The sequence below is a fragment of the Microcystis sp. LE19-41.2A genome (assembly GCF_027530405.1).
In the GTDB taxonomy this organism is placed as follows: Bacteria; Cyanobacteriota; Cyanobacteriia; order Cyanobacteriales; family Microcystaceae; genus Microcystis; species Microcystis aeruginosa.
Genome location: NZ_JAPZQJ010000395.1, coordinates 1 through 22,535 on the forward strand (window position 1 = coordinate 1; position 22,535 = coordinate 22,535).

Annotated in this window: 21 protein-coding genes and 1 pseudogene; 13 read left to right on the plus strand and 9 right to left on the minus strand. The window is 41.9% G+C overall.

Features of this window, described 5'->3' with window-relative positions; all coding sequences use genetic code 11:
• The first annotated feature begins 467 nt into the window (after positions 1-467).
• Positions 468-590 (plus strand): hypothetical protein, encoded by a 123-nt coding sequence (locus tag O9290_RS15985; RefSeq protein ID WP_288057221.1) that lies wholly within the window; start codon positions 468-470, stop codon positions 588-590.
• A 96-nt stretch (positions 591-686) separates the two neighbouring features.
• Here O9290_RS15985 and O9290_RS15990 read toward each other — a convergent pair whose 3' ends face one another.
• Together O9290_RS15990 and O9290_RS15995 are read right to left on the minus strand one after the other, a co-directional pair.
• Positions 687-1,358 (minus strand): hypothetical protein, encoded by a 672-nt coding sequence (locus O9290_RS15990; protein ID WP_016514528.1) that lies wholly within the window; start codon positions 1,356-1,358, stop codon positions 687-689.
• 430 nt (positions 1,359-1,788) lie between these two features.
• On the minus strand, positions 1,789-2,028 hold the full coding sequence (locus O9290_RS15995) for a DUF433 domain-containing protein (protein ID WP_253845056.1): 240 nt from the start codon (positions 2,026-2,028) through the stop codon (positions 1,789-1,791).
• Positions 2,029-2,232: 204 nt separating this feature from the next.
• On the opposite strand from O9290_RS15995, the gene O9290_RS16000 reads away from it, so the two are divergent.
• The 6 genes from O9290_RS16000 (at position 2,233) to O9290_RS16025 (ending at position 8,402) form a co-directional block, all read left to right on the plus strand.
• Positions 2,233-3,966: a peptide ABC transporter substrate-binding protein gene (locus O9290_RS16000; RefSeq protein ID WP_288057223.1), complete on the plus strand. Its 1,734-nt coding sequence runs from the start codon at positions 2,233-2,235 to the stop codon at positions 3,964-3,966.
• Entirely contained in the window at positions 3,967-4,923 is a 957-nt protein-coding gene (locus O9290_RS16005; RefSeq protein ID WP_061430216.1) for an ABC transporter permease, read from the plus strand.
• Positions 4,924-4,925: 2 nt separating this feature from the next.
• Complete coding sequence (locus tag O9290_RS16010; protein ID WP_004158968.1) at positions 4,926-5,288, plus strand: VOC family protein; 363 nt, start codon at positions 4,926-4,928, stop codon at positions 5,286-5,288.
• An 18-nt stretch (positions 5,289-5,306) separates the two neighbouring features.
• The gene (locus O9290_RS16015; RefSeq protein ID WP_288057225.1) at positions 5,307-6,035 is read left to right on the plus strand and encodes a cytochrome c biogenesis protein CcdA; all 729 of its coding nucleotides are present in this window, start codon (positions 5,307-5,309) and stop codon (positions 6,033-6,035) included.
• Positions 6,036-6,085: 50 nt separating this feature from the next.
• Complete coding sequence (locus O9290_RS16020) at positions 6,086-7,429, plus strand: cytochrome c biogenesis protein (RefSeq protein ID WP_288057226.1); 1,344 nt, start codon at positions 6,086-6,088, stop codon at positions 7,427-7,429.
• Positions 7,430-7,544: 115 nt separating this feature from the next.
• Positions 7,545-8,402: a DNA-formamidopyrimidine glycosylase gene (locus O9290_RS16025; RefSeq protein WP_288057227.1), complete on the plus strand. Its 858-nt coding sequence runs from the start codon at positions 7,545-7,547 to the stop codon at positions 8,400-8,402.
• Here the strand turns inward: O9290_RS16025 and O9290_RS16030 are convergent, their stop codons facing one another.
• Positions 8,403-9,233 carry a tetratricopeptide repeat protein gene (locus O9290_RS16030; protein WP_002757059.1) on the minus strand — a complete coding sequence of 277 codons (831 nt, stop codon included), beginning with the start codon at positions 9,231-9,233 and terminating at the stop codon, positions 8,403-8,405.
• A 274-nt stretch (positions 9,234-9,507) separates the two neighbouring features.
• On the opposite strand from O9290_RS16030, the gene patR reads away from it, so the two are divergent.
• Positions 9,508-10,356: a heterocyst master regulator PatR gene (gene patR / locus O9290_RS16035; protein WP_288057230.1), complete on the plus strand. Its 849-nt coding sequence runs from the start codon at positions 9,508-9,510 to the stop codon at positions 10,354-10,356.
• 37 nt (positions 10,357-10,393) lie between these two features.
• On the opposite strand, the gene O9290_RS16040 is transcribed toward patR, so the two are convergent.
• Positions 10,394-10,897: a hypothetical protein gene (locus tag O9290_RS16040; protein WP_288057231.1), complete on the minus strand. Its 504-nt coding sequence runs from the start codon at positions 10,895-10,897 to the stop codon at positions 10,394-10,396.
• Between the two features lie 38 nt (positions 10,898-10,935).
• Here O9290_RS16040 and O9290_RS16045 point away from each other — a divergent pair, with 38 nt between their 5' ends.
• Entirely contained in the window at positions 10,936-11,859 is a 924-nt protein-coding gene (locus O9290_RS16045; protein WP_288057232.1) for a lysylphosphatidylglycerol synthase domain-containing protein, read from the plus strand.
• A gap of 65 nt (positions 11,860-11,924) precedes the next feature.
• On the opposite strand, the gene O9290_RS16050 is transcribed toward O9290_RS16045, so the two are convergent.
• Together O9290_RS16050 and O9290_RS16055 are read right to left on the minus strand one after the other, a co-directional pair.
• Positions 11,925-12,161, minus strand: a complete 237-nt coding sequence (locus O9290_RS16050; protein WP_108935514.1) for a hypothetical protein — start codon at positions 12,159-12,161, stop codon at positions 11,925-11,927.
• A gap of 117 nt (positions 12,162-12,278) precedes the next feature.
• Complete coding sequence (locus O9290_RS16055) at positions 12,279-12,635, minus strand: hypothetical protein (RefSeq protein WP_288057233.1); 357 nt, start codon at positions 12,633-12,635, stop codon at positions 12,279-12,281.
• Positions 12,636-12,749: 114 nt separating this feature from the next.
• Here O9290_RS16055 and O9290_RS16060 point away from each other — a divergent pair, with 114 nt between their 5' ends.
• The gene (locus O9290_RS16060) at positions 12,750-16,076 is read left to right on the plus strand and encodes an AAA-like domain-containing protein (RefSeq protein WP_288057236.1); all 3,327 of its coding nucleotides are present in this window, start codon (positions 12,750-12,752) and stop codon (positions 16,074-16,076) included.
• 93 nt (positions 16,077-16,169) lie between these two features.
• On the opposite strand, the gene O9290_RS16065 is transcribed toward O9290_RS16060, so the two are convergent.
• Positions 16,170-16,913 (minus strand): Ycf66 family protein, encoded by a 744-nt coding sequence (locus O9290_RS16065; RefSeq protein WP_288057237.1) that lies wholly within the window; start codon positions 16,911-16,913, stop codon positions 16,170-16,172.
• A 165-nt stretch (positions 16,914-17,078) separates the two neighbouring features.
• On the opposite strand from O9290_RS16065, the pseudogene O9290_RS28535 reads away from it, so the two are divergent.
• The 3 genes and pseudogenes from O9290_RS28535 to O9290_RS16080 all read left to right on the plus strand — a co-directional run bounded on the left by O9290_RS28535 (position 17,079) and on the right by O9290_RS16080 (position 20,366).
• A pseudogene (locus O9290_RS28535) lies at positions 17,079-17,358 on the plus strand (hypothetical protein).
• A 177-nt stretch (positions 17,359-17,535) separates the two neighbouring features.
• Entirely contained in the window at positions 17,536-18,519 is a 984-nt protein-coding gene (holA, locus tag O9290_RS16075) for a DNA polymerase III subunit delta (RefSeq protein WP_288025985.1), read from the plus strand.
• 188 nt (positions 18,520-18,707) lie between these two features.
• Positions 18,708-20,366 carry a CHAT domain-containing protein gene (locus tag O9290_RS16080; RefSeq protein WP_288026221.1) on the plus strand — a complete coding sequence of 553 codons (1,659 nt, stop codon included), beginning with the start codon at positions 18,708-18,710 and terminating at the stop codon, positions 20,364-20,366.
• A 222-nt stretch (positions 20,367-20,588) separates the two neighbouring features.
• On the opposite strand, the gene corA is transcribed toward O9290_RS16080, so the two are convergent.
• Together corA and O9290_RS16090 are read right to left on the minus strand one after the other, a co-directional pair.
• Positions 20,589-21,746 carry a magnesium/cobalt transporter CorA gene (gene corA, locus O9290_RS16085; protein ID WP_002757043.1) on the minus strand — a complete coding sequence of 386 codons (1,158 nt, stop codon included), beginning with the start codon at positions 21,744-21,746 and terminating at the stop codon, positions 20,589-20,591.
• A 114-nt stretch (positions 21,747-21,860) separates the two neighbouring features.
• A partial coding sequence (locus tag O9290_RS16090; protein WP_288087267.1) for an RNA-guided endonuclease InsQ/TnpB family protein occupies positions 21,861-22,535 on the minus strand: 675 nt, incomplete at its 5' end.

The window sequence follows — 22,535 nt, forward strand, 5'->3', positions numbered from 1 at the left end:
AATGGCTTTTAAATGTTGATCTAGTTGTTCTTTTTGGTCTGTATTCATGATTCTACCGTTTAATTGTTTCTCTTTATTTTGCCTTAGCTAACGTTTTTAGTCTCTAAGCATTTATACTTATGGCAAAATTGGGATGCTCCCAATTCCACCCGTGTTATTCTTGCTCCGGTGCAAGGAAATTTATCGTCTCCTCGCCTACCAAGAAATCCACTTTCATAAGTTTGTGAAACATCAACTGCTAATCGTTCAGCTATAATAAACCTCCTTTTTTGCTGTAACTTTTCCGTATATCACGCCCAAAAGCGTGTTAGCCAGATTAGCCTACTGCTAGTGGAGCGGTAGGAGCCACATTAGGGAACGCACCCTACGGCTAACTGTGAGTATGAGGCACACGGGATGTGAAGCCGCCTAACGGCTTAATTGAGCAGCAAGAGATTCCGTTCAACTAAGCGTAAACTACTCTAATATTGTCCGCTCCAATGATGTGTTATGCCCCGATCGCTTATCAATTATTTATCTTTGCGATCGCCGACAATCTCTCGGAACTCATCAACGAAACCGATAACTTTTGCTTGCTTAAACTTGTCTAAAAATAGATAACTTTAACGGGCGTATCGTTTCAGCATAAAGTTCGAGTTCAGGGGCGCTGCGCAGCTTTATCGCGCAGCGGCCCCTGGAACGAAGTGTTATGTTTCAAGTTTATCGAAGGCACTGATTAACCAATCGATCTTCTGATCTTTTCTATATGGACTGGGATAGCGGTACCAAGGGTAGTCCAACTGTAGCCCCTGCACCCCAGGGATTTCGGATAAGAATGCAATAGCAGCATTTCGAAGTACTTCAGTAGAACCCCATGCTGCAACTATGCGAGAACTTCCCGCACAATCACGTTGAAGCCCGCCGAGCCGCTTGGGATGGATAATGCTATGGGGACTGGAGGGGTCACGCTTCTGAGCATCCTCAAAATCCACTGAAAAGCTGCCGCTGTTTCCGTTTCTGAGATCTGATAGGTTGAGAACCCTGACGTGCTTCCACCTCTTTAGCAACATCAGGCGCATCAGTTGGTACTGCGCGTTATCTGGCCTGGCTGGAATCAGTTCCCTCGACCATCCGCCATCAAGTACATCGCTCACTGAGTAGCATTTTGGAATGTAACTTATATCGAGTGGCCTAGAAGAACCCGGATTCATCATTATCACTACCGCGTCCGGCACCCCTGTGGCTTCAGAATCTCCGGCATTGGCGATAATTTCCAAAACGCTTCGGCACGGAAACACTTTTCCGGCGATTTCTACGTCATAGAAATGCCCTCGCACCGAGAAGGAGCGCTTCAATTCATCTGCGTAAACAAATTCCACTTAGGCTAGCGCTCCGAATGAAACATAACGGCTTAATTGAGCAGCAAGAGATTCCGTTCAACTAAGCGTAAACTACTCTAATATTGTCCGCTCCAATGATGTGTTATGCGCCGATCGCTTATCAATTATTTATCTTTGCGATCGATATGATGTAGCCTGTGTTAGCGTTAGCGTAACGCACGGATTTTGAACATTAGATAAGGTGCGTTACATTTCATTAACGCACCCTACAAGATCGGCGATCGCACTAAATCCGTTGAGTAACGCACAGAAAACGGGTTTCTCCGAGAAACCCGTTTTCTACTCATGCAAAAGCAATTTTGTAGGGTGCGTTAGGCGGTGATAACCTTGGAATGAAAAACCAAAATTAGTAATCCGCCGTAACGCACCAGTTAAGTATTATCAAAGTTCTCATCAACCAGAAGCTTAATCATGCTTGCCGCGCTGCTTTACGCGCAAGAAAGCGATCTCGCAATCCCTGGGGGTCAAATCTCCCTTGATTGATTACCGGAATCTCCTGTGCTTGCTGTTGTCGCTGTTGCAAGTAGGATTCTACTTCCGATTGGTGCTTGAGGTAAAAAGCGATCGTGGCGTAAACGTCAGCTAGGTTTAGTGATGGGTAACGATTAACGATTTCCTCTGCTGTCGCACCCTGATGAAATAAGGTCATAAGCATTTTCGTCGCCGTGCCTAAGATTTTATTGTCTAGTACAAGCCCGCCATTATAGCACGATCGATTTAACTTGACTAGGAATGGATAAAGGCAAATAATCAATTAATCGATCGAGATCAAGACTCAATGTCTGATAACTTGTTATTGGTGGGGTAGGAAATCACCTAAGTCACCCTGTTGAATTATTGATTGTCATTAAAAATGTTTAAGCGATCGCTTTTCTTGCCCCTGTTAATTTTATCCCTTAGTTGTACGCTGCTTTTTAGTGCTTGTCGTCAACAAACAGCTAATAATCCCCCAGCAACGACCAATAATAATTCAGAAACTTTAAAACTTTTGTATTGGCAAGCACCGACGATTTTAAATCCCCATCTCTCCACAGGATTTAAAGACTCAGAAGCGAGTCGCATTACCTTAGAACCTTTGGCTAGTTTTAATGAAAAAGGGGAATTAGTTCCTTTTTTAGCGGCAGAAATTCCTACTATTGAAAATGGGGGAGTTGCCCGGGATGGTAAATCGGTGACATGGAAGCTAAAAAAAGATATTAAATGGTCAGATGGTACTCCTTTTACTGCCAAAGATGTCATCGCTACCTATAATTTTATTACCAATCCGAAAACTGGTTCTACTAGCGCCGGCAATTATGAAATAGTTAAAACTGTGGAAGCGATCGATCCCCATACAGTTAAAATAACTTTTAAGCAAGTTAATCCCGCTTGGTCATTAGTTTTTGTGGGGACAGAAGGGATGATTTTACCATCACATCTCTATGAAAAGTATAGCAATGAAACGGCACGCCAGGCCCCTGCTAATTTATTACCGGTGGGAACTGGCCCCTATAAAGTGGTAGAATTTAAACCGGGAGATACGGCGGTTTATGAACAAAATTCTTTCTTTCGAGAAGCGGATAAATTAGGTTTTCAAAGAATAGAATTAAAAGGAGGAGGTGATGCAACTTCGGCAGCACGAGCGGTTTTACAGACACAGGAGGCGGATTATGCCTATAATTTGCAAGTGGAGGCTAAGGTTTTAAGTGATTTAGAAAAAGCGGGTCGGGGTCAGTTAATATCTAGTTTCGGTTCTTTGATTGAACGAGTTTTATTTAATTTGAGCGATCCTAATCAAGTTACTCCCGAAGGTGAGAGGTCTAGTATTAAGTTTCCCCATCCTTTTTTAAGTGATGTTAAAGTAAGAGAGGCTTTATCTTTAGCCGTTGATAGAGATACTATTGCCACGCAGCTTTATGGTATTACTGGGAAAACAACTCCTAATTTTATCGTGATGCCATCGGAATATAATTCGCCCAATACTAGCTATGAATTTAATCTAGAAAAGGCTAAGAAATTACTAGATGATGCGGGATGGAAAGATAGTAATGGTGATGGCACTAGGGATAAAAATGGGGTAGAAATGAAATTAGTTTTTCAAACTACTGTTAACACTCTCCGTCAGAAAACCCAAGAAATTATCAAACAAAGTTTACAAGCGATCGGGATAGGAGTAGAATTAAAAACTATTGATGCCAGTATTTTCTTTTCTAGCGATCCTGCTAACGATGACACGGTAGAAAAGTTTTATGCTGACCTACAAATGTACACTACAGGTAATAATAGTCCCGATCCAAAAGCCTATTTTAAAACCTTTACCTGTAGCGAAATTCCCCAAAAAGCTGATGGTTGGGCCGGGGATAATTATGCTCGTTATTGTAATCCTGAATACGATAAATTATGGCAAGCTTTTACTCAAGAATTAAACCCAGAAAAACGGCGAGAAATAGTGATTAAAATGAATGATATGTTAATTAATGATTTTGTGATTATTCCCCTAGTTCATCGTGCCGATGTGGTGGCAATTAGCAATAGTTTGTCGGGGTTTAAATTAACTCCCTGGGATAGAAATACTTGGAACATCAAAGACTGGAAGCGTAGTAAATAAATGCTCAAATATTTTCTGATAAGATTATTATTTTCGATTCCCACTCTTTTAGCTATTAGTATGGTGGTTTTTGGCATTTTGGCCCTAGCGCCGGGGGATCCGATGGGGGAATTTGCAGCTAATCCCGCTATCACCGAAGCGGTGCGAGAAAATATTCGCAAAAGTCTCGGATTAGATCAACCCCTTCCCGTGCGTTATGTCAAGTGGTTGTTAGCATTTCTTCAAGGAGATATGGGCTATTCTTTCACCAGTCGCAGCCCGGTTTTTACCCTCATTTGGCAGCGTTTACCCACAACTCTCTGGATTGTCGGTATTGCCTATATTTTCGGGGTTTTAATTGCTTTTCCTTTGGGCGTAATTTCAGCAGTCAAGCGCTATTCTTGGTTAGACAAAATCATCTCTACTTTTTCCCTGCTTGGCTTTTCTTTACCCACCTTTGTGACGGGATTGTTATTAATAATTATCTTTAGTGTGCAGTTAAACTGGCTACCATCTTTTTATAATAGTACCCTAAAAATCAGTGATTTTAATAGTTTGATCGAGCAGGTTAAACAGTCAATTATGCCCGTAACCGTATTAAGCTTATATCAAGGGGCGATGTTGATGCGTTTCGTGCGTTCTTCCGTAACTGAAGAAATTCACCAAGAGTACGTTAAAACTGCCTTAGCCAAGGGACTAACTAATTTTTCTGTCCTCACTAAGCATATAGTTCGCAATGCTTTAATCCCCGTTGTCACCCTGATTGCTCTCGATATTCCCTCAATTTTTACTGGGGCCTTAGTTACAGAACAAGTGTTTCGTGTGCCGGGTATCGGTGCTTTATTAATTGATTCTATTTCCCGCAGTGATACCCCCGTAGTGATGGCGATTACCTTTATCTATGGGATTTTAATTGTTATCTTTAACTTAATTGCCGATTTAACCTATAGTTGGCTCGATCCGCGAGTCAGATATTAACTATGAACATCATGCGATCCTTACACACGGGGATTTTAGTCACCGATCTAGAAAAAGCCGTTAACTTTTACGAAAATGTTCTAGGATTGACTAGAATCGATCGCCCTTTTCAATACGATGGGGTTTGGTATCAAGTGGGAGATTATCAAATTCATTTAATTGTCGATACCAATTATCAAAACTACCGTCCCAATCCCCAAAAATGGGGACGCAATCCTCATATTGCCTTCGCTATTGATGACGTGGCGGCCATGGGTAACTATCTAGAAAGTCAAGGTTATACAATTCAAATGAGTGCCTCGGGTAGAAAGGCCTTATTTGTCAGTGATCCCGATGGTAATATCCTAGAAATGAGCCAAATTTAGCCTGAAAAATTCCCCAATATGTTAGACCAATTACAGACTCAACTCTATCACCTTGAACAATACGCCGATCGCTTAGTAACTTCCCAACTAACTCACCTTAGTTTTGTCAGTATTGCCGTGATTTTTCTAGCCGGTTTACTCACCAGTCTTACCCCCTGTATGCTGTCGATGTTGCCGATTACCGTCGCTTATATCGGGGGTTACGAAAATCAAGGTCGTTTAGCGGCTTTTTGGCAGTCCACATGGTTTTCCCTGGGATTAGCTACCACCTTAGCGGGATTGGGAATAATTGCCGCTACTTTAGGCAAAGTCTATGGACAGGTGGGGATCGGTTTACCAATTATCGTCAGTGCGATCGCTATTTTGATGGGGTTAAACCTCTTGGAATTATTACCCCTGCGCTTCCCCTCCCTTGGCGCTACCGATTGGATTACCGGGGATTTTCCTCCGATTTTGCGGTCCTATCTTCTCGGTTTAACATTTGGTTTAATCGCCTCTCCATGTAGTACACCAGTCCTAGCAACTCTATTGGCATGGGTGGCAAATACGGGGGATTTAAGCTTAGGAGGGGGATTATTGTTATCCTACACTGCTGGCTATGTTTTACCCTTAATTATCGTCGGTTCTTTTACTGCCTCGCTGAAAAGCTTTCTTTCCCTACGTCAATGGTCCGGGTGGATTAATCCTGTCAGTGGGGTTTTATTAATCGGTTTTGGAGTTTTTTCTTTATTATCCCGTCTGCTGTGATGGTGGAGAGTTATGATAGATAATTGGCTAGAATTGTAAAACTTTTAACTATGACTATATCGGAAACTTCCTCAAATTTAAAGAATAGACCGCCTCAATGGGGACGTAAATTTATCCAGACTATTGCCGATCTGCGATTAGCAATTATCCTCTTACTTTTAATCGCTATTTTTAGCATTTCTGGGACGGTAATCGAACAGGGTCAATCTCTATCTTTCTACCAAGCTAATTATCCTGAAAAACCCGCTTTATTTGGGTTTCTGACTTGGAAAGTTTTATTACTATTGGGATTAAATCATGTTTATAGCACTTGGTGGTATCTATCATTATTAATTCTCTTTGGTTCCAGTTTAACCGCTTGTACCTTCCGACGACAATTACCCGCTTTAAAGGCGGCCAGAAACTGGCAATTTTATCAACAATCTCGCCAATTTCAAAAACTAGCTTTAAGTGCTGAATTAGAAACTGGTTCCCTAGAATCTCTCACACCTCTATTAGAAAAAAAAGGCTACAAAGTTTTTCTAGAAAATAACAGTCTTTATGCTCGTAAAGGTCTGATTGGTAAAATCGGTCCGATTATCGTTCATGCAGCCATGTTAATTATTTTAGCAGGAGCGATCTGGGGAGCGTTAACCGGGTTTTTCGCTCAAGAAATGGTAGCTAGTGGCGATAGTTTTCAGGTTAAAAATATTATTGAAGCTGGACCCTTATCTAAAAATTCTCTCCCTAAGGATTGGGGGATTAAAGTTAATCGTTTTTGGATTGATTATAGTCCTAAAGGTGATATAGAACAATTTTATTCTGATTTGTCGGTGATCGATAATCAAGGACAGGAGATCGATCGCAAAACTATTCAAGTTAACCAACCTTTGCACCATAAAGGGGTGACTTTTTATCAAACCAGTTGGGGGATTGCTGGGGTAAAAGTACAGGTGAATAATAGTCCGATCCTACAGCTACCGATGGCTAGTTTAGACACCAAAGGTAATGGACAAATCTGGGGAACGTGGATTCCGACTAAAACCGATCTTAGTGAGGGAGTTTCTCTTTTAACCAGAGATTTACAAGGTACGGTAATTGTCTATGATGCTCAGGGAGATTTAACCTCTGCTGTACGAGAAGGAATGACGATTCCTATCAATGGAGTTAATCTAAAAATAGTCGAATTAGTGGGCAGTACAGGGTTACAAATTAAGGCAGATCCGGGAGTACCAATCGTCTATTTAGGTTTTGCTTTATTGATGATGGGAGTGGTAATGAGTTACTTTTCCCATTCCCAAATTTGGGCTTTACAATCGGGCGATCGCTTTTATATTGGTGGTAAAACTAATCGCGCTCAAGTCAGTTTTGAACGGGAAATAATTGATACCATCGAAAGGCTAAAGTTAAATTAGAATTGACGTTAATTTAGTGTCGTTTCTCGATCAAAAGTTCTGTTTATCTACTGACTCCTGACTCCTGACTCCTAACTCCACCAACAAACTTTTTCAGTAAACCCCAATTACTTATATGCCAGAATTGCCAGAAGTAGAAACGGTGCGTCGCGGATTAAATCAAGTTACCCAGGGCAAAAAAATTATCGGTGGGGAAGTATTATTACAGCGTACCCTAGCCTATCCTAATTGTGAGGCAACTTTTCTGCAAGGAATTGCTCAGACTACGATTACCAATTGGCAGCGCCGAGGCAAATATCTCCTCGCCAATTTAGATAATGGTAGCAGTATCGGGGTTCATCTGCGTATGACCGGACAATTGCTCTGGGTAAAAGATACCACTCCCCTGCCGATTCATACGCGCTTACGCTTCTTTTTTGCCAATCAGCAAGAATTGCGCTTTGTCGATACCCGCACTTTCGGGAAAATTTGGTGGATTGCCGCCGATAAAACCCCAGAAACTGTGATTACCGGTCTCAAAAAACTGGGACTGGAACCCTTTGATCGCAATTTTACCGCCGATTACCTCTATAGTCACTGTCAAAAAAGTCGTCGTCCGATTAAAACTTTTCTCCTCGCTCAAAATGTAGTCGCAGGAATTGGCAATATCTACGCAGATGAAGTTCTTTTTAAAAGTGGCATCCATCCCCAAACTGCCGCTAATCTCTTGAAAATTGAGCAAATAGACTTATTGACAAAAAACATTATTTCTGTATTGGAAACGGCGATCGCTGAAGGCGGAACCAGTTTTAGCGATTTTCTCCACGTTACGGGAGTTAATGGCAATTATGGGCCGATGGCCTGGGTTTACGGTCGTAATGGCGAAAATTGTCGCCTTTGCGGTGCAACTATTGCCAGAATTAAATTAAGTGGGCGCTCGGCTCATTTTTGTCCCCAGTGTCAAGTCTCAAGGGGAGAAGGGAGAAAAAGCTGATCACTGATTAGGGGCTGTGGCTTCAATTTTGTTATTTTCGTCGGCTAGGGTCTGAATCTCCTGTCTATAGGCAAAAGGAGCGCGACTGAGAGCATCTTGAAAGAGGGGTTGAGCCTCTTGATTTTTGCCCTGTTCTTTCAGTACGATCGCCGCTGCCAAAATCGGTCGGAAATCGTTAACATCCATCTGTTGAGCTTGTTTATAGGCGTTTAAAGCTTCCGGATAATTTTGCTGCTCGAAATAGATTTTGCCTAAAAGTAACTGAACGGAAACGATATCGATTAAACTAGCAGGATTATTGGGATCGGCAGCAGCTTTTAAAGCGCGATCGAGCGTATCTTTGACCAGACTAATCGCCTCGATCGGGCGGTTTTGGCTAAGAAATAAATTAGTTAATCCAGTTAAGGCCCGCAGCTCTTGGGGATGGGAGGCTAAAAGAGCGCGATAACTGCCTGTGGCTCCTGCATAGTCCTCTATTTGCTGTTTCGCTTCCGCCAAAAGTAGCAGATAATCGGATTGTTGGGGGTTAAGTTGCGCTAATTTTTCTAAAGGTTCGATCGCTTGCTTTAAATCGCCCTGCTGTAAGCGAGTATCTAATAATCCCCGCAAAGCCGCCTGATTATCGGGTTCACGCTCTAAAACCATCTGATAACCCAGTGCTTGACTGGCTAATTCCTCTTGTTTGACTGCGGACAGATGACTCTGGCCCGAGGAGTGCTGACTTTTGAGAATAGAAGTCAATAGCGGCATGATCGAGAAGGACAACAAGGCAAATAACATGAGGACGAGACCGATGGACAGCCAACGACGGTGAGAGAGAGAGGCTTTCATAGACTGGGGTGCGAGGGGACAGAGAGGAAAATGTTATGGAAATCTGGAGATTTGATGAGGGGATCGATCGAATTGGCCGCTCTTTATTGAGTACAATGGGCAAACGGTCAAGACTCAAAAGGGTTTTGACAAGGTTGACAGTCAAAAGATCATGGTTCTTAATATATTAGATGCCAGTAGAGTCGCCCTAGAGGGTTATTGTAACCCCCCAGATCGCGCTTTTGACTTGCTTGATTACTAATTTACTATGTGTCTCCGCCGCTAGGAGTGTGATATGAATCGTCCTGGGAATCGGTTTACCGAATCACCGAAAACCCCCCCGACCCCTGAAGTGGAAATTCAGGAAGTCCCCCTTGAATCCCCCCATACTGAGGCTGATTTAGCCGTAGAGTCAGCCACCCCCGAAGAAGTCAAACGTCAACAACCGATCCCCCCTCCCAGTCATCTGCGGCAGTACCGGGCGATCGGTCTCGTCTATGGCCATTATCAGCGATCGGAGGAACAATTAACTAAAGGCAATATTTTAACTGCCGATGGTACTCTGATCGATGCTGTGATTCTCGGTCGGGTGATCAGTTTGGTCAAAAATCATCTCGATCTGGAAAAACCCCATCTTTGGGTGGTTTATCCGCGCACCCGTCAGGAAAATGATGCCCTTCATGTTCAGATTGTCGGTGTTTGGGAACCAGAAACCCTGAAAAAGGAGGATGATCAGGAGATAGAGCCTCTCCTCGCTTCTACCCCGGGTTATTTCTCGATTCGAGGCGAAGTCATCTTTACCGAACGGGAAAATCAAGCGGTAGTGGTCAAAATCCGACAAATGCCCAAAACTGAAGCGGACAAACCCAAGTTTTTTAAACTAAAATTGCGCGGTACTTTATCTGGTAAACCGATCAGTCGTTTTTGGGATTTTCAGGTACAACTTAAAGGAGATGCCTTAACTATTTTGGAAGGTTTAGACCTCGGTTTTGCCAGCAAGAAAAAACCGATGGGTAAGGGAGGTTTTAAAAAGCCTTTTGATAAAAATCGTCATCCCTCGGGGGAAGGAGAAAAACGACCTTTTACCCCCGGACAATCCCCTATCCCTCGGCCTTCCCGACCAAAACCCGTATCGGAAAACTAATTTTTTTCTAAGGATGGGTGAGAAACCCATCCCTAGTCTAGGATTTGGTTTTGGGAGCTATTTGATACTTAGTATTGGGAATATAAGCGCGAATGTTATAACTATAATCTGTTCCTAAAATCTCGGTGATAAAAACCGCTAACTGAGTGCCTAAAATCGCTTCATCGGCAGAATTAAAAGATTTATAATCTTCTATTAACCATTCTTGACTACCATTAACTAAAGTACATCTAAATGTACCGAGAGATTCGGCGATTTCTGTATGTTCTGTATAGTTTCTCGTTCTTACTTCCCCCGCACTATCTGCTCTCAAACACAATTGATTAAGTTCTGCATAAAATTTGGCAGGAATTTTGTCTAAATCACCCCCTTTAGTCACCCAATGCACAAAAAGATGAAAAGACCAAGGAAGATTGAGGTAGAGTAGATAAAATAAACCCAGAATAATTGTTAAATATAAGGAGGAAGTCAGGAATTTATCATATTTCCTTTTTCGGGATCGATTTAAACGTTTAGCTAAATCTAACTTTGATCTTTTCATAAATTTTAATGAGTCAAAAGTAATTTGTAAAAAGTAAGATGTATAAAAAAATCCAGCGTTTTGCTCCGATTATCCTGTCCTTGAGTTTATTTATTCTAGCGGTCTGGGCAATTAGTCAAGAATTTAAACACTACACTTTTGCCCAACTCTTGGCTAGTTTGGATCATATTACCACAAGTCGTCAGCTAGAAGCTATTTTTTGGATGGCTTTGGGTTATTTGTCGATGACGGGTTATGATCGCCTAGGTTTTTATTATATCAAGCATCCCTTAGCTTTAGGCACTATTATCCGCACTGCTTTTATCAGTTATGCTCTTGGTAATACCATTGGTTTGACCTTATTTTCTGGGACTGCTATCCGTTATCGTTTCTATACTACTGCGGGGGTGGGGGTGGTGGATATTGCCAAAGTTATCACTTTTACCCATTTAAGCTTTTGGTTAGGAATGTTAGGGATTGGTGGTTTAAGTTTCCTCCTCGATCCCCAACGGATTCCTCAAATTTTAAAATTACCTTTTTTAACTACCAAACCTTTAGGAGTAATTTTTTTATTGCTGGTTGCGGGCTATTTTTTCTTGACTCTCACCTATAAAAAACCGATAAGAATCGGCCAAGAAAATATCTATTTACCCTCTTGGACTCTTTCCCTGGCTTTGATTTTGGTGACTTTTATCGATTGGATATTAGCCGCTAGAGTTCTCTATCTTCTTCTCCCAGACAACTATAATACTTCGTTTTTAGGATTTTTCGGTCTCTATGTATTTGCCATGACGGCAGGGGTATTAAGCAATGTGCCAGGGGGAATAGGTGTTTTTGAGTTTATCATGCTGAGATTACGCCCCGAATATGTATCTAATGCCGAGCTTTTAGGCTCTTTAATCGCCTATCGAGCTATTTATTATTTCCTGCCTTTAATTGTCGCTTTTGTCTGGTTGTTGGGTTACGAGGCGCGCAGAAAATAAGGTCTTCAAATTAGCTTAAACGGACAAAAAAAGTCCCCATGCAGTCATAGCTGGGGAGCATCAATCTAGTAGGCTAAAGTTTCTAAAGTTTCCCGTAGATAGGAACAAATGCGAGCATCAGCATCGTCTCTATTTTTACCTGATTCTAGTTGTTCTTGCTGCCAACGCCGAAAACCGGAACTAGCGGCGATGGCTTGTTTTAAATGCTCCCAAGTGTGATGATCTTTGCGAAGTGGGGTGTCAGAAAATGTGGTAGAGTTGCCCATCTTTACCTCTGGTGGTAGGGTTGCACCTTTTAACATAACTTAAAAATGGCTGGAAATTCTGATAACTGGGACACAATTAGGCAGAAAAAGGTGTTGCCTAGCTGGAAAGCTGCGGGGATGCCAACACCTTTTTTGAGGAAATATAGCGGATTTTTAGGAGATTTTGCTGGTTTCTGCCGCTTCTTCCACTTCCACTGCCTGATTTAAAGCTGCGGGGGGAATGGGGATAGGAAATACCGACGGCAGGTTAGCGGTGGCATCTTCGGGAGGCTGCCCAGGGTGAAAACGACGGTAGCTTAAAACACCAGCTACGGTGATTGCTCCTGTAGCGGCGGCAACCCCTAAAATAAGTTTGTTAGGATCCAGATGGAAGGTGGTATTGCTGCCAAAAATGCTTTTACCTTGAGCGAAAGCACAAGCGGAGGCACTGCCAGCATCAAGAGTACCTAAAACAATACCACTGACGAGGGTGGCACTAACGGCGATGGAGGTGAAAAAAGTTTTCTTCATAATTGCCTTGGGGATAGGTTGTCAATAGCGATTATCCTTGCATTATAGATATCTCCATCACAATTGTCTATTTTATTTCCGTTGGTGACATTGGGATAATTTTGTTTAAGAATCATGAATTATCAATATCGTGTTGGGGGTAGTCTTGCCTATAACCATCCTACCTATATCGAGAGAAATGCCGATCGAGAACTGTTAACGGCGTTGAAAAATGGTCAATTTTGCTACGTTTTTAACTGTCGTCAGATGGGTAAATCCAGTTTAAGGGTACGAGTGACTCATATTTTACAGCAATTGGGCATGGATTGCGCGTCCGTAGATATAACCAGTCTTGGTAGTAATGATAATTTATCCCAATGGTATAACGGGGTGATTACCCGTTTGTTTTTAGGATTTAATCTGACGGGAAAAATTAATCTTAAATCCTGGTTGCGCGAGCGAGAGGATTTACCTCCCGTGCAGCGTTTGGGACAATTTATCGAGGAAATTTTATTAGTTTATTGTCGGGGAGAGAAAATATATATTTTTATCGACGAGATCGATAAAATTCTCAGTTTACAGTTTTCTCTAGATGACTTTTTTTCCCTGATTCGTTATTGTTATAACCAAAGAGCGGAAAATGCCCAGTATGAAAGAATTACTTTCGCTTTATTCGGTGTTGCTACCCCAGCAGATTTAATTCGCGAAAAGACCCAAACATCTTTTAATATCGGCCAAGCGATCGAATTAACGGGATTTAATCTTGCAGAAATTGCTCCTCTAGCTGCGGGATTATCCAGTCAAAGTAATTATCAACCCGACTGCTTAGAAAAAGTTATTTTTTGGACGGGAGGACAGCCATTTTTAACCCAGAAAATCTGTCAGCTATTGCGGGAAACTAATTTAGATATTGAGACGCTGATCAAAGAGAGAATTATTAATCATTGGGAATCTCAAGATGAACCAGTTCATCTGCGAACTATTGCCGATCGCTTGTTAAGAAATCAAGACAAAGCGGGTCGTTTGTTAGGCATCTATCAACAAATTTTAGAAAAAGGGGCAATCCTGTGCGATGATAGTCCAGAACAAGGGGAATTAAGGTTATCGGGGTTAGTAGTAAAAAAGGATAATCAATTAGTAGTTTATAATCCTATTTATCGAGAAATATTTAATCTCAATTGGGTAGAAAAACAATTAGAGCAATTGCGTCCCTACTCAGAAGCAATCGCCGCTTGGCAACAGTCTAATTATACCGATGAATCGCGGCTTTTACGCGGAAAAGCTTTAAATAATGCTCTCGATTGGTCTCAGGGAAAAAGCTTAAGTAATCTTGATTATCAGTTTTTAACTGCCAGTCAAAATCTCGATAAAAGAGAGGCAGAAATTAGCCTAGAAACCCAGAGGCAAGCTAATAAAATTCTAGCAATTGCTCACCAAAAAGCCACCGAGAGAATTAAAATTGGCTCAGTAATTTTAATTGCTTCTCTTTTGGGTTCTCTCTTAGCTTTTATTCAGGTAAAACAAGCATGGCAGCAAGTGGAAACCGCTCAACTAGGTATTCAATTACAGCGCCAGGGTGATAGTGATTGGCAACAATTTCAATTTGAACAATTAGAATCTTTAATTGCGGCCATGCAAGCAGTCAATAGTTTAAAAAATATCGTTACCGATGACCAAACCCTGGGTAAATATCCTGCTACCAGTCCAATTATTACCCTACAACAAATTTTAGATCGCATTCAAGAAAAAAACCAACTGCAAGGACACCGGGGAACTATTTATAGTGTTAGTATTAGTCCTGATCGTCAAAAAATTGCCACTGCTTCTCAGGATGGGACGGTAAAAATTTGGAATCAAAAAGGTGAGAATATTCAAACTTTGACAGGTCATCAAGGAGCAGTTTATAGTGTTAGTTTTAGTCCCGATGGTCAAAAAATCGCCACTGCTTCCGAAGATAAAACCGCCAAAATTTGGAACTTGCAAGGGCAAAATTTAGTCACCTATCCTGACCATCAAGAATCAGTTTATAGTGTTAGTTTTAGTCCCGATGGTCAAAAAATTGTGACTACTTCCAGGGATAAAACCGCTAGATTATGGAATTTATCAGGTCAAACTTTACAGGTATTTAAGGGACATAAAAGATCGATAGATGCAGCTAGTTTTAGTCCCGATGGTCAAAAAATTGCCACTGCTTCCCGGGATGGTACGATTAAAATCTGGGATTTATCAGGTAAAATTATCTTGAGTTTAGGTCAAGAAAATATTGAGGCTTTTTATAGTGTTAATTTTAGTCCTGACGGTCAAAAAATTGCCGGGGCAGCGGCCGATAAAACTGCTAAAATCTGGGATTTACAGGGAAATTTAATAGCTACTTTCCGGGGACATCAAGATTTTGTCAACAGTGTGAATTTTAGTCCTGATGGCAAGTTTATAATTACTGCATCTAGTGACGGTAGTGCTAAAATTTGGGGAATGCAAGGGGAAGAAATAACTACTCTCAGAGGACATCAAGAATCAGTTTTTACTGCTATATTTAGTCAAGATGGAAAAGAGGTGGTAACTGGATCGAGTGATGAAACGGCTAAAATTTGGCAGCTGAACAATTTAAATCAAGCTAGGGCCGATAATACCAGTGTTAGCATTAATTCCCAGGGCAATATTATCGCTATTGCTAATAAAGATGGTCAGATTACTTTACTCGATTTACAAGGTAAAAAAATTAGAGAATTTGCCACAAAAATGCGCTCAATCTATAGTATAGCTTTTCATCCCGATAGTAATCAGATAGCGATTACAGGAAGAAATGGAAAAGTACAAATCTGGAGTCAAAAAGGAACAATGCTCCAAGAATTTACCGCTAGTCAAGTACCGATTTATAGTCTTGCTTTTAATGGAGAGGGAACAGCAATAATCACGGGAACAAGCGAGGGAAAAGTTCAATACTGGCATTTAAGTAATTATCGGCCTCAATTAATTAATTCCTGGACAGCCGATGATAATATTATCTATGATTTGGTGTTTTCTCCTGATCATCAAAAAATTGCTACCGCTACTCGGGGAAAGATTAAAATTTGGGATTTGCAGGGCAATCTTTTAAAGGAGATTAAAACCGATTCTTTTCCCGTTTATGGAGTTAGTTTTAGTCCCGATGGTGAGAAAATCGCCGCTATTTCAAGGGATGGTACAGCTAGACGCTGGGACATTGACGGAAATTTGCGCTCGGAGTTTAAAATAGAAGAAGATATCGTCTATGGGATCACTTTTAGTCCTGATAGCCAAGAGATTGTGATTATTGCTAGGGATGGTCAAAAGCATCGATGGCCCTTAGAAACGGAATATAATTATTTACAAAAATTGCTCGATCGAGGTTGTCTTTGGTTAGAAGATTATCTCGGAAATCGTCCCGAAAAACGAGAAGCTCTATCCCTGTGTACTGGGAAAATAAAACCATTCACATTTTAAACTTGGTTTGACTGGGTGGGGGCAAAGGTTAAATTAATTAGTTAATTTCTTCAGTAATTATTGCCTAACCCACCCGCTAAATAATCTTAACTTTTAATCCGATGGGGGGGGATTTTCTGCGCTTGGCGATCGAGTTTCTGGGGGAGTATCTTCTCCGATAGTTTCTTCTGGGGGCAAATCTTCCTCGGTAACTTCAATAATCACCGTTTCGCTAACAGCAATAGTTTCGACTTCAACATTTGCGACAGGTTCAGTCGGGGGAATTTCTGGGGCATTTTCGGAGGGTTTGATCTCTTCCGTTGCCAAATCAAAATCATCGAAATCATCGAAATCATCGAAAGTTTCATCATCATCAATAATTTCTGCGGCTTTTTCCCCAATTTCTGTCACTGATTCTGTAATAGTTTCCCCGATAGCCGCCGCTTTTTCTATAACGGGGTCCACCGTTTCTTTAACCGTTTCTTTAACTTTTGCCGCTACTTTCTCAGCTTTAGCTTTAGTTTTAGGGGATTGAGAGGGAGTAACTTTCCCCAGACGATTGCCTAACCAACCGACAATAGTAAATAATTTAACCGGTTTGTCGGGATAAAAAAGTGCTTGTCTGAGTTTGAGAGTTTGCCAAGCGAAAGCAATAAATAATATGGCTGCGGCAGCTTGTCCGAGGAGGATAGCGCCTGTAATCCTTCCCGCGCACAACCAGAGGACAAGGGCATAGAATAATCCTACCGCACTCCAGAGAAAATCATCTTGACGGTGGCGATCAGGGGCGATAAAAGCGGTGGTGAGGAGGTACAGACTACTCAATCCCACAACGACCGCTAGGATATAGGGCAACATTTGCGATTCTCCTTTGACATTTCCTTTTTTATTGTGCGTTATTTGGGGTCGATCGAGTCTATTTTTTGATTAATTTTCAAAATTATCGAGTCAGATCTTCTTTACCTCTGTTTATGAATAGCCAGCGTTAACATTAGGAAATTCTGGGTTTATCCTCTGCTGCTTGTGCTGATCAGATTAAACAAGCTTTCGGATCAAATGATTAAGTTTTGGTCTTTAACAAGCAAAGGAAAATTAGCAACCCTTGATCAACCCACAGACAAACTGTGATCTTTAGTAATTAGTGCCGATGGTAAATATAGCGTTTCTGATTCACAAGAGGTACATTCCCGATCCTGAACAGCTTAATCAGCAAAGGTTTAAGTGTGCCGCACAGATGCGAGAACCGCTATATTTAATTATTGGTAGTGCTGACAAAACTGTAAAAATCTGGCAAAATGGGTAATAGTGACACCTCAAGATAAGTAAGTAGTTATAATTAAATTGAAGATAAATTTCGCTTCTGATCCCCCCTGCCCCCCTTAATAAGGGGGGTGCCGATTCCCCCTTAGTCCCCCCTTGATCAGAGGGGTGTCTGACAACTTTTAACACCTACCTACTTAACTGCTATAAGTAGAAACTTATGCCGACAATATTTTATTGGGGAGAAGATGAATTTGCTATTAACCAAGCGGTGAAAAATCTGCAAGCAAAACTTCTCGATCCCAATTGGATACAGTTTAATTATGACAAAATCAACGGCGATCGCAATGAGGCAATTATCGAGGCCCTCAATCAAGCGATGACTCCAGTTTTCGGCATGGGAAATCGTTTAGTTTGGTTAGCTGATACGGTTATTTGTCAACAATGTTCCGAGGATATTTTCCAGGAATTACAGCGCACTTTGCCCAATTTACCCGAAAATTCCTATCTGTTATTAACCAGTGCCAAAAAACCCGACTCCCGCTTAAAATCGAGCAAGTTTATCCAAAATCAGGCAGAGGTTCGAGAATTTGAACTAATTCCGCCTTGGAAAGTCGAGGAAATTGCCCAAAGAGTTAGGGAAATTGCCAAAGAAGTGGGAGTAAAATTAACTCCCGATGCGATCGAACTCTTAGCGGAAGCGGTGGGAAATAACAGCCGCTTGCTGTGGATGGAGTTAGAAAAACTGCGTTTATTTAAAAATAATTCGGCGGGAACTATTGACAAAAAGGACATTTTAAGCTTAGTCAACGCCAGCAATCAAAGCAGCTTACAGTTAGCCAGTGCTATTTTAAAACGGGAGACAGGCAAGGCCCTCGAATTAGTCAATGAATTATTAAATCGTAACGAGAACCCCTTGGCTATCACCGCCACCCTAGGGGGTCAATTTCGCACTTGGGCAATAGTGAAATTAAAAATTGAAGAAGGAGAAAAAGACGACAAAAATATCGCCGCCGCCGCCGAAATTGCCAATCCCAAGCGACTGTATTTCATTCGCAAAGAGATACAATCCTTTTCTTCTAAGCAACTTCTGGCCACCTTGCCCATACTTCTTGACTTAGAATATCGTCTCAAGCGGGGTGCAGAACCTTTGGCAACTTTGCAAACCAAAATTATCGAACTTTGTTGTTTATTGGTGACTTAAGTAGGTAGGTATTAAAAACTTTCAGATCCCCCCGCCTATCGGCACCCCCCTTATCAAGGGGGGCAGGGGGGATCGAACCTAAAATCTATTTTTGATTTAATTATAACCAGCTACTTAATACTCTTCCTTGCTTTTCAGAAATCCTCTAGAATAAGATTCTATGGACTTCAGACTTCTAAATAACCACAATGACCGATGATGCCATCCCTAGTCTAAACTTAGCGATCTCTAGTTTAGCGACAAGTAATCATTTCGCCCGTTGGGTGACGAAAGCACCCCTACCGGGGGGATATGTGCATCATGACTGTGAATGGACCGAGAGTCTAACCACGGAATGGATGGCATGGCAGGAAATGTTCTGTCTGCAAAAAATGCCGACCTTACCGATGTTAGAGCAATTAGAAGCAAATTCTCGACCTAAACTGACTCTTTCGGGAGAAGGCGGCAGTTATGGCGGTCAATTGATGCAGAAACTAGGTATTAGTCTCTGGCAATGGTTATTTCAAGCATCAATTGGTCAAAGTTTCGCCCAAAGTCAGGGAATCGCCCTCGGCAAAAATCAGCCCCTGCGAATTCGCTTGGAATGTCGCAACCCCTATTTAATTCTGCTGCCCTGGGAAATTATGCAGCAAGCAGGTAAACAGGCTATATCTCTGCATCCGAATATACTCTTTAGCCGCACCACCAGCGATGTGGAACCATTGCCACCGATAAAACCGACTAATAGTCTCAATATTCTCTTAGTTATCGGCGAAAAACAGATTAAAACCGCCGCTAGTTCCCGCAATCTCACCGCCATTAATACGGGTGGAGAAACTAATTCCGACCAGGCACTGGAATCCGAGGCCGCCAATCTCATCCGGGCCATCTCCCCTGGGGGCAGTAGTTCCCTCCCTGAGAATTTGGGAGTGAAAGTCAAAGTCGATACCTTAATTCGACCCGAGGCCGAAGAACTGACCAGGGCCTTGGATACGGGTAAATATCAAGCTTTTTTCTACGCCGGTCACGGAATGGCCGCCCCCAATGGCGGTTCCCTATTTCTGCGGCCGGGGGAACAGCTAAACGGGACGGAGTTAGCCCAAGCTTTGGTGAGAAATCAGGTTATTTTAACGGTTTTTAATGCCTGTTGGGGTGCTTATTCCGCTAAATCGGGTCAGGAGATGATCCCCCGCAGCAGTCTGGCGGAAGTCTTGATTCACCACGGCGTTCCCGCAGTTTTGGCCATGCGAGATGCGATCGCAGATCGCGAGGCCTTGAGTTTTATCGAAGTTTTTACCCGCACCCTCTTCGGGTTCAAAGACAAAGAAGCGCAGATGTCCACGTTGTTTCCCGGTCCGAGAGTCCCTATTGATCAGGCCGTTCGTATCGCCAGGCAGCAATTATTAACCCTCTACAAGTACAATCAACCCGCTTGGACTTTGCCGATTCTCTATATGCACCCAGAATTCGACGGGCAATTGCTGCAAACCCTTGATGAGACTCAATCACCGACGGTTATGCCCAATGTCTCCAGAACCATGCCCGCCGCTTTCTTATACTATCTCGATCGTCCCGAAAGAAAATGGTCAATCCGTGGTGGTGGCATGAATATAGGACGGGACATGGAAAATGATCTACAGATTGCTGAAAAATGGGTTAGTAAAAACCATTGTCGGATAATTTGCCGTAAAAATGCCGATTATCCAGACTATCAATACTTTCTCGCAGATTTCTCCCGTTTTGGTACTTTTATCTATCAAGATGGCCACTGGAAACAGGTTCATAACCAAGAAGTTCCCCTAGAGTCCGGTTTACAGATTCGCTTCGGCAGTCACCAAGGCCAAATCCTCGCATTTGTGGTCGAATAATTAGGGTTTGTCGAAAAAGTTTGTCGTCGGGTGTGGGGTGTGGGGTGTGGGGTGTGGGGAGATGGGGTGTGGGGAAGTGGGGTGTGGGGAAGTGGGGTGTGGGGTGTGGTGTGTGGGGTGTGGGGTGTGGGGTGTGGGGTGTGGGAAGAATAAATAAAAATAATCTCCTGTCTCCTGTCTCCTGTCTCCTGTCTCCTGTCTCCTGTCGACCGCCTTCGTTAACTAACTTTTTGCTTCCTCTTTCAGGGAATAAATTGGTTTAAACCAACCTTTGCGCCAGAAGTAAAAAATCAAGCCCCCCGCTACGGCTAACATGACTAACCAGACAAGGAAATAACTCCATTCTCCTTTCAATTCTGGCATATTCTCGAAGTTCATGCCATAGACACCAACGATAAAAGTTAAGGGAATAAAAATCGTCGAAATTACGGTTAAAAACTTCATAATTTCGTTTAATTTATTGCCCATAGTGGACATATAAACATCCATCAAACTCGCCGCTAATTCTCGATAAGCTTCGATAATTTCCAGAATTTGAATGACGTGGTCGTAGGAATCCCGAAAATAAATTTGTACTTCATCGCTGACTATACCATGATGGTCACGCATGAGTAGATGTAGGACATTTCGCATCGGCCAAATTAAGCGACGCAGTGCCAATAATTCCCGACGGACATCATAGATTTCCTGCATTGTATCTCGATCGGGATTACTAATGATCATATCTTCCAACGCTTCAATCCGATCTTCGTAGTGTTCTACCACGGGAAAATAACCATCGATAATCGTATCTAATAATAAATAGGTTAAATAATCCGCCCCCGATTTCCGTACTCGTCCCTGGGAAGTGCGAATTCGATCTCTGACTATCTCAAAACAGTCCTGTAATTCCTCCTCTTGAAAACTTAAAAGATAGCGTTTTCCCAAGACAAAACTCACTTGTTCTGTATCAAAACCGCTTTCATCTTCTTTCAGTCGCACCATCTGAGAAATCACTAACAATTGATTGTTATAATCTTCTAACTTGGGACGCTGCGGCACATTAACCACATCTTCTAATAACAAAGGATGCAGATTAAAAATTTCCCCTACTTGTTTTAAAACCGTCTCACTCCCTAACCCTTGAATATCCATCCAAGACACGGTATTTGTGCCAATATAGGGGGCGCAAGCATTGGGAGTAATATCCACCTTGCGAATGGCGTTATCTTCATCGTAGTCGATTAAAATAATCCGCGAGGGTTTGGCATCCGGTTCGATAATTAATGTCCCCGGTTCACTACCCGGTTCATCATAAAAATAATCGAAGTAGTCTTCTTCCTCGTCTCCATCGGTATCGGGACGATTGTTAACGAATATATCAGGTTGTAGTTGGGTCATAAGCTTACAACAATCTGGCTAATTTGGGCAATAAGAAAACAGAAAAGTTAAAAAATTTAATTTGCCTAAAGTTACTATCTATCGCCATGAGATTACATTGACATACTCCCACCGTCAAGCTACGCTGTGACGGGGGATTCTTTCCACATCGCTGTTAGAAATTCCTTGTTCAACGAGACAACTTAGATTCTCAATGTCTCCACTGAAAACCCAGAGGTCGGACTCTCCCAAGGCGTTTGGGTCGGTTTCTGTTTGCCCAACAGTACCGTTGAGATAATTTCCCAAGTATTGTAACCCTTTTTTAAGAATGTTGATTGCTGCATTATGATCCCTATCTAAGACTGTTTGACAATTAGGACATTGATGAGTTCTAGTGCTTAAGGTTTTTTGAACTCTCGTCCCACAAACTGAACAATCTTGAGTCGTGAAATGTGGTGGTACAGCAACACAAACAATCCGATAAATCTTGGCAAAATAATTCAACCATTCAGTGAATTGATACCAAGAAGCATCACTAATCGACTTGGCAAGTTTACGGTTTTTGACTAAGTTTCTTACCTTTAAAGCTTCATAGACTACCAAATCATTAGACTGGACTAACGCCAAAGCGTCTTTAATTGCTTTGTCTTTACGTTGTCTTGACACTTTAAGATTAAGTTTAGCTACTTTTACCCGTTGCTTGTGATAGTTTTTAGACTGTTTCTTTCCTTGACGAAACTTTTTGGATAATCGTCGTTGTGCTTTTTTTAGTCGTTTTTCTGACTTTCTTAAATAACGTGGATTCTCTAC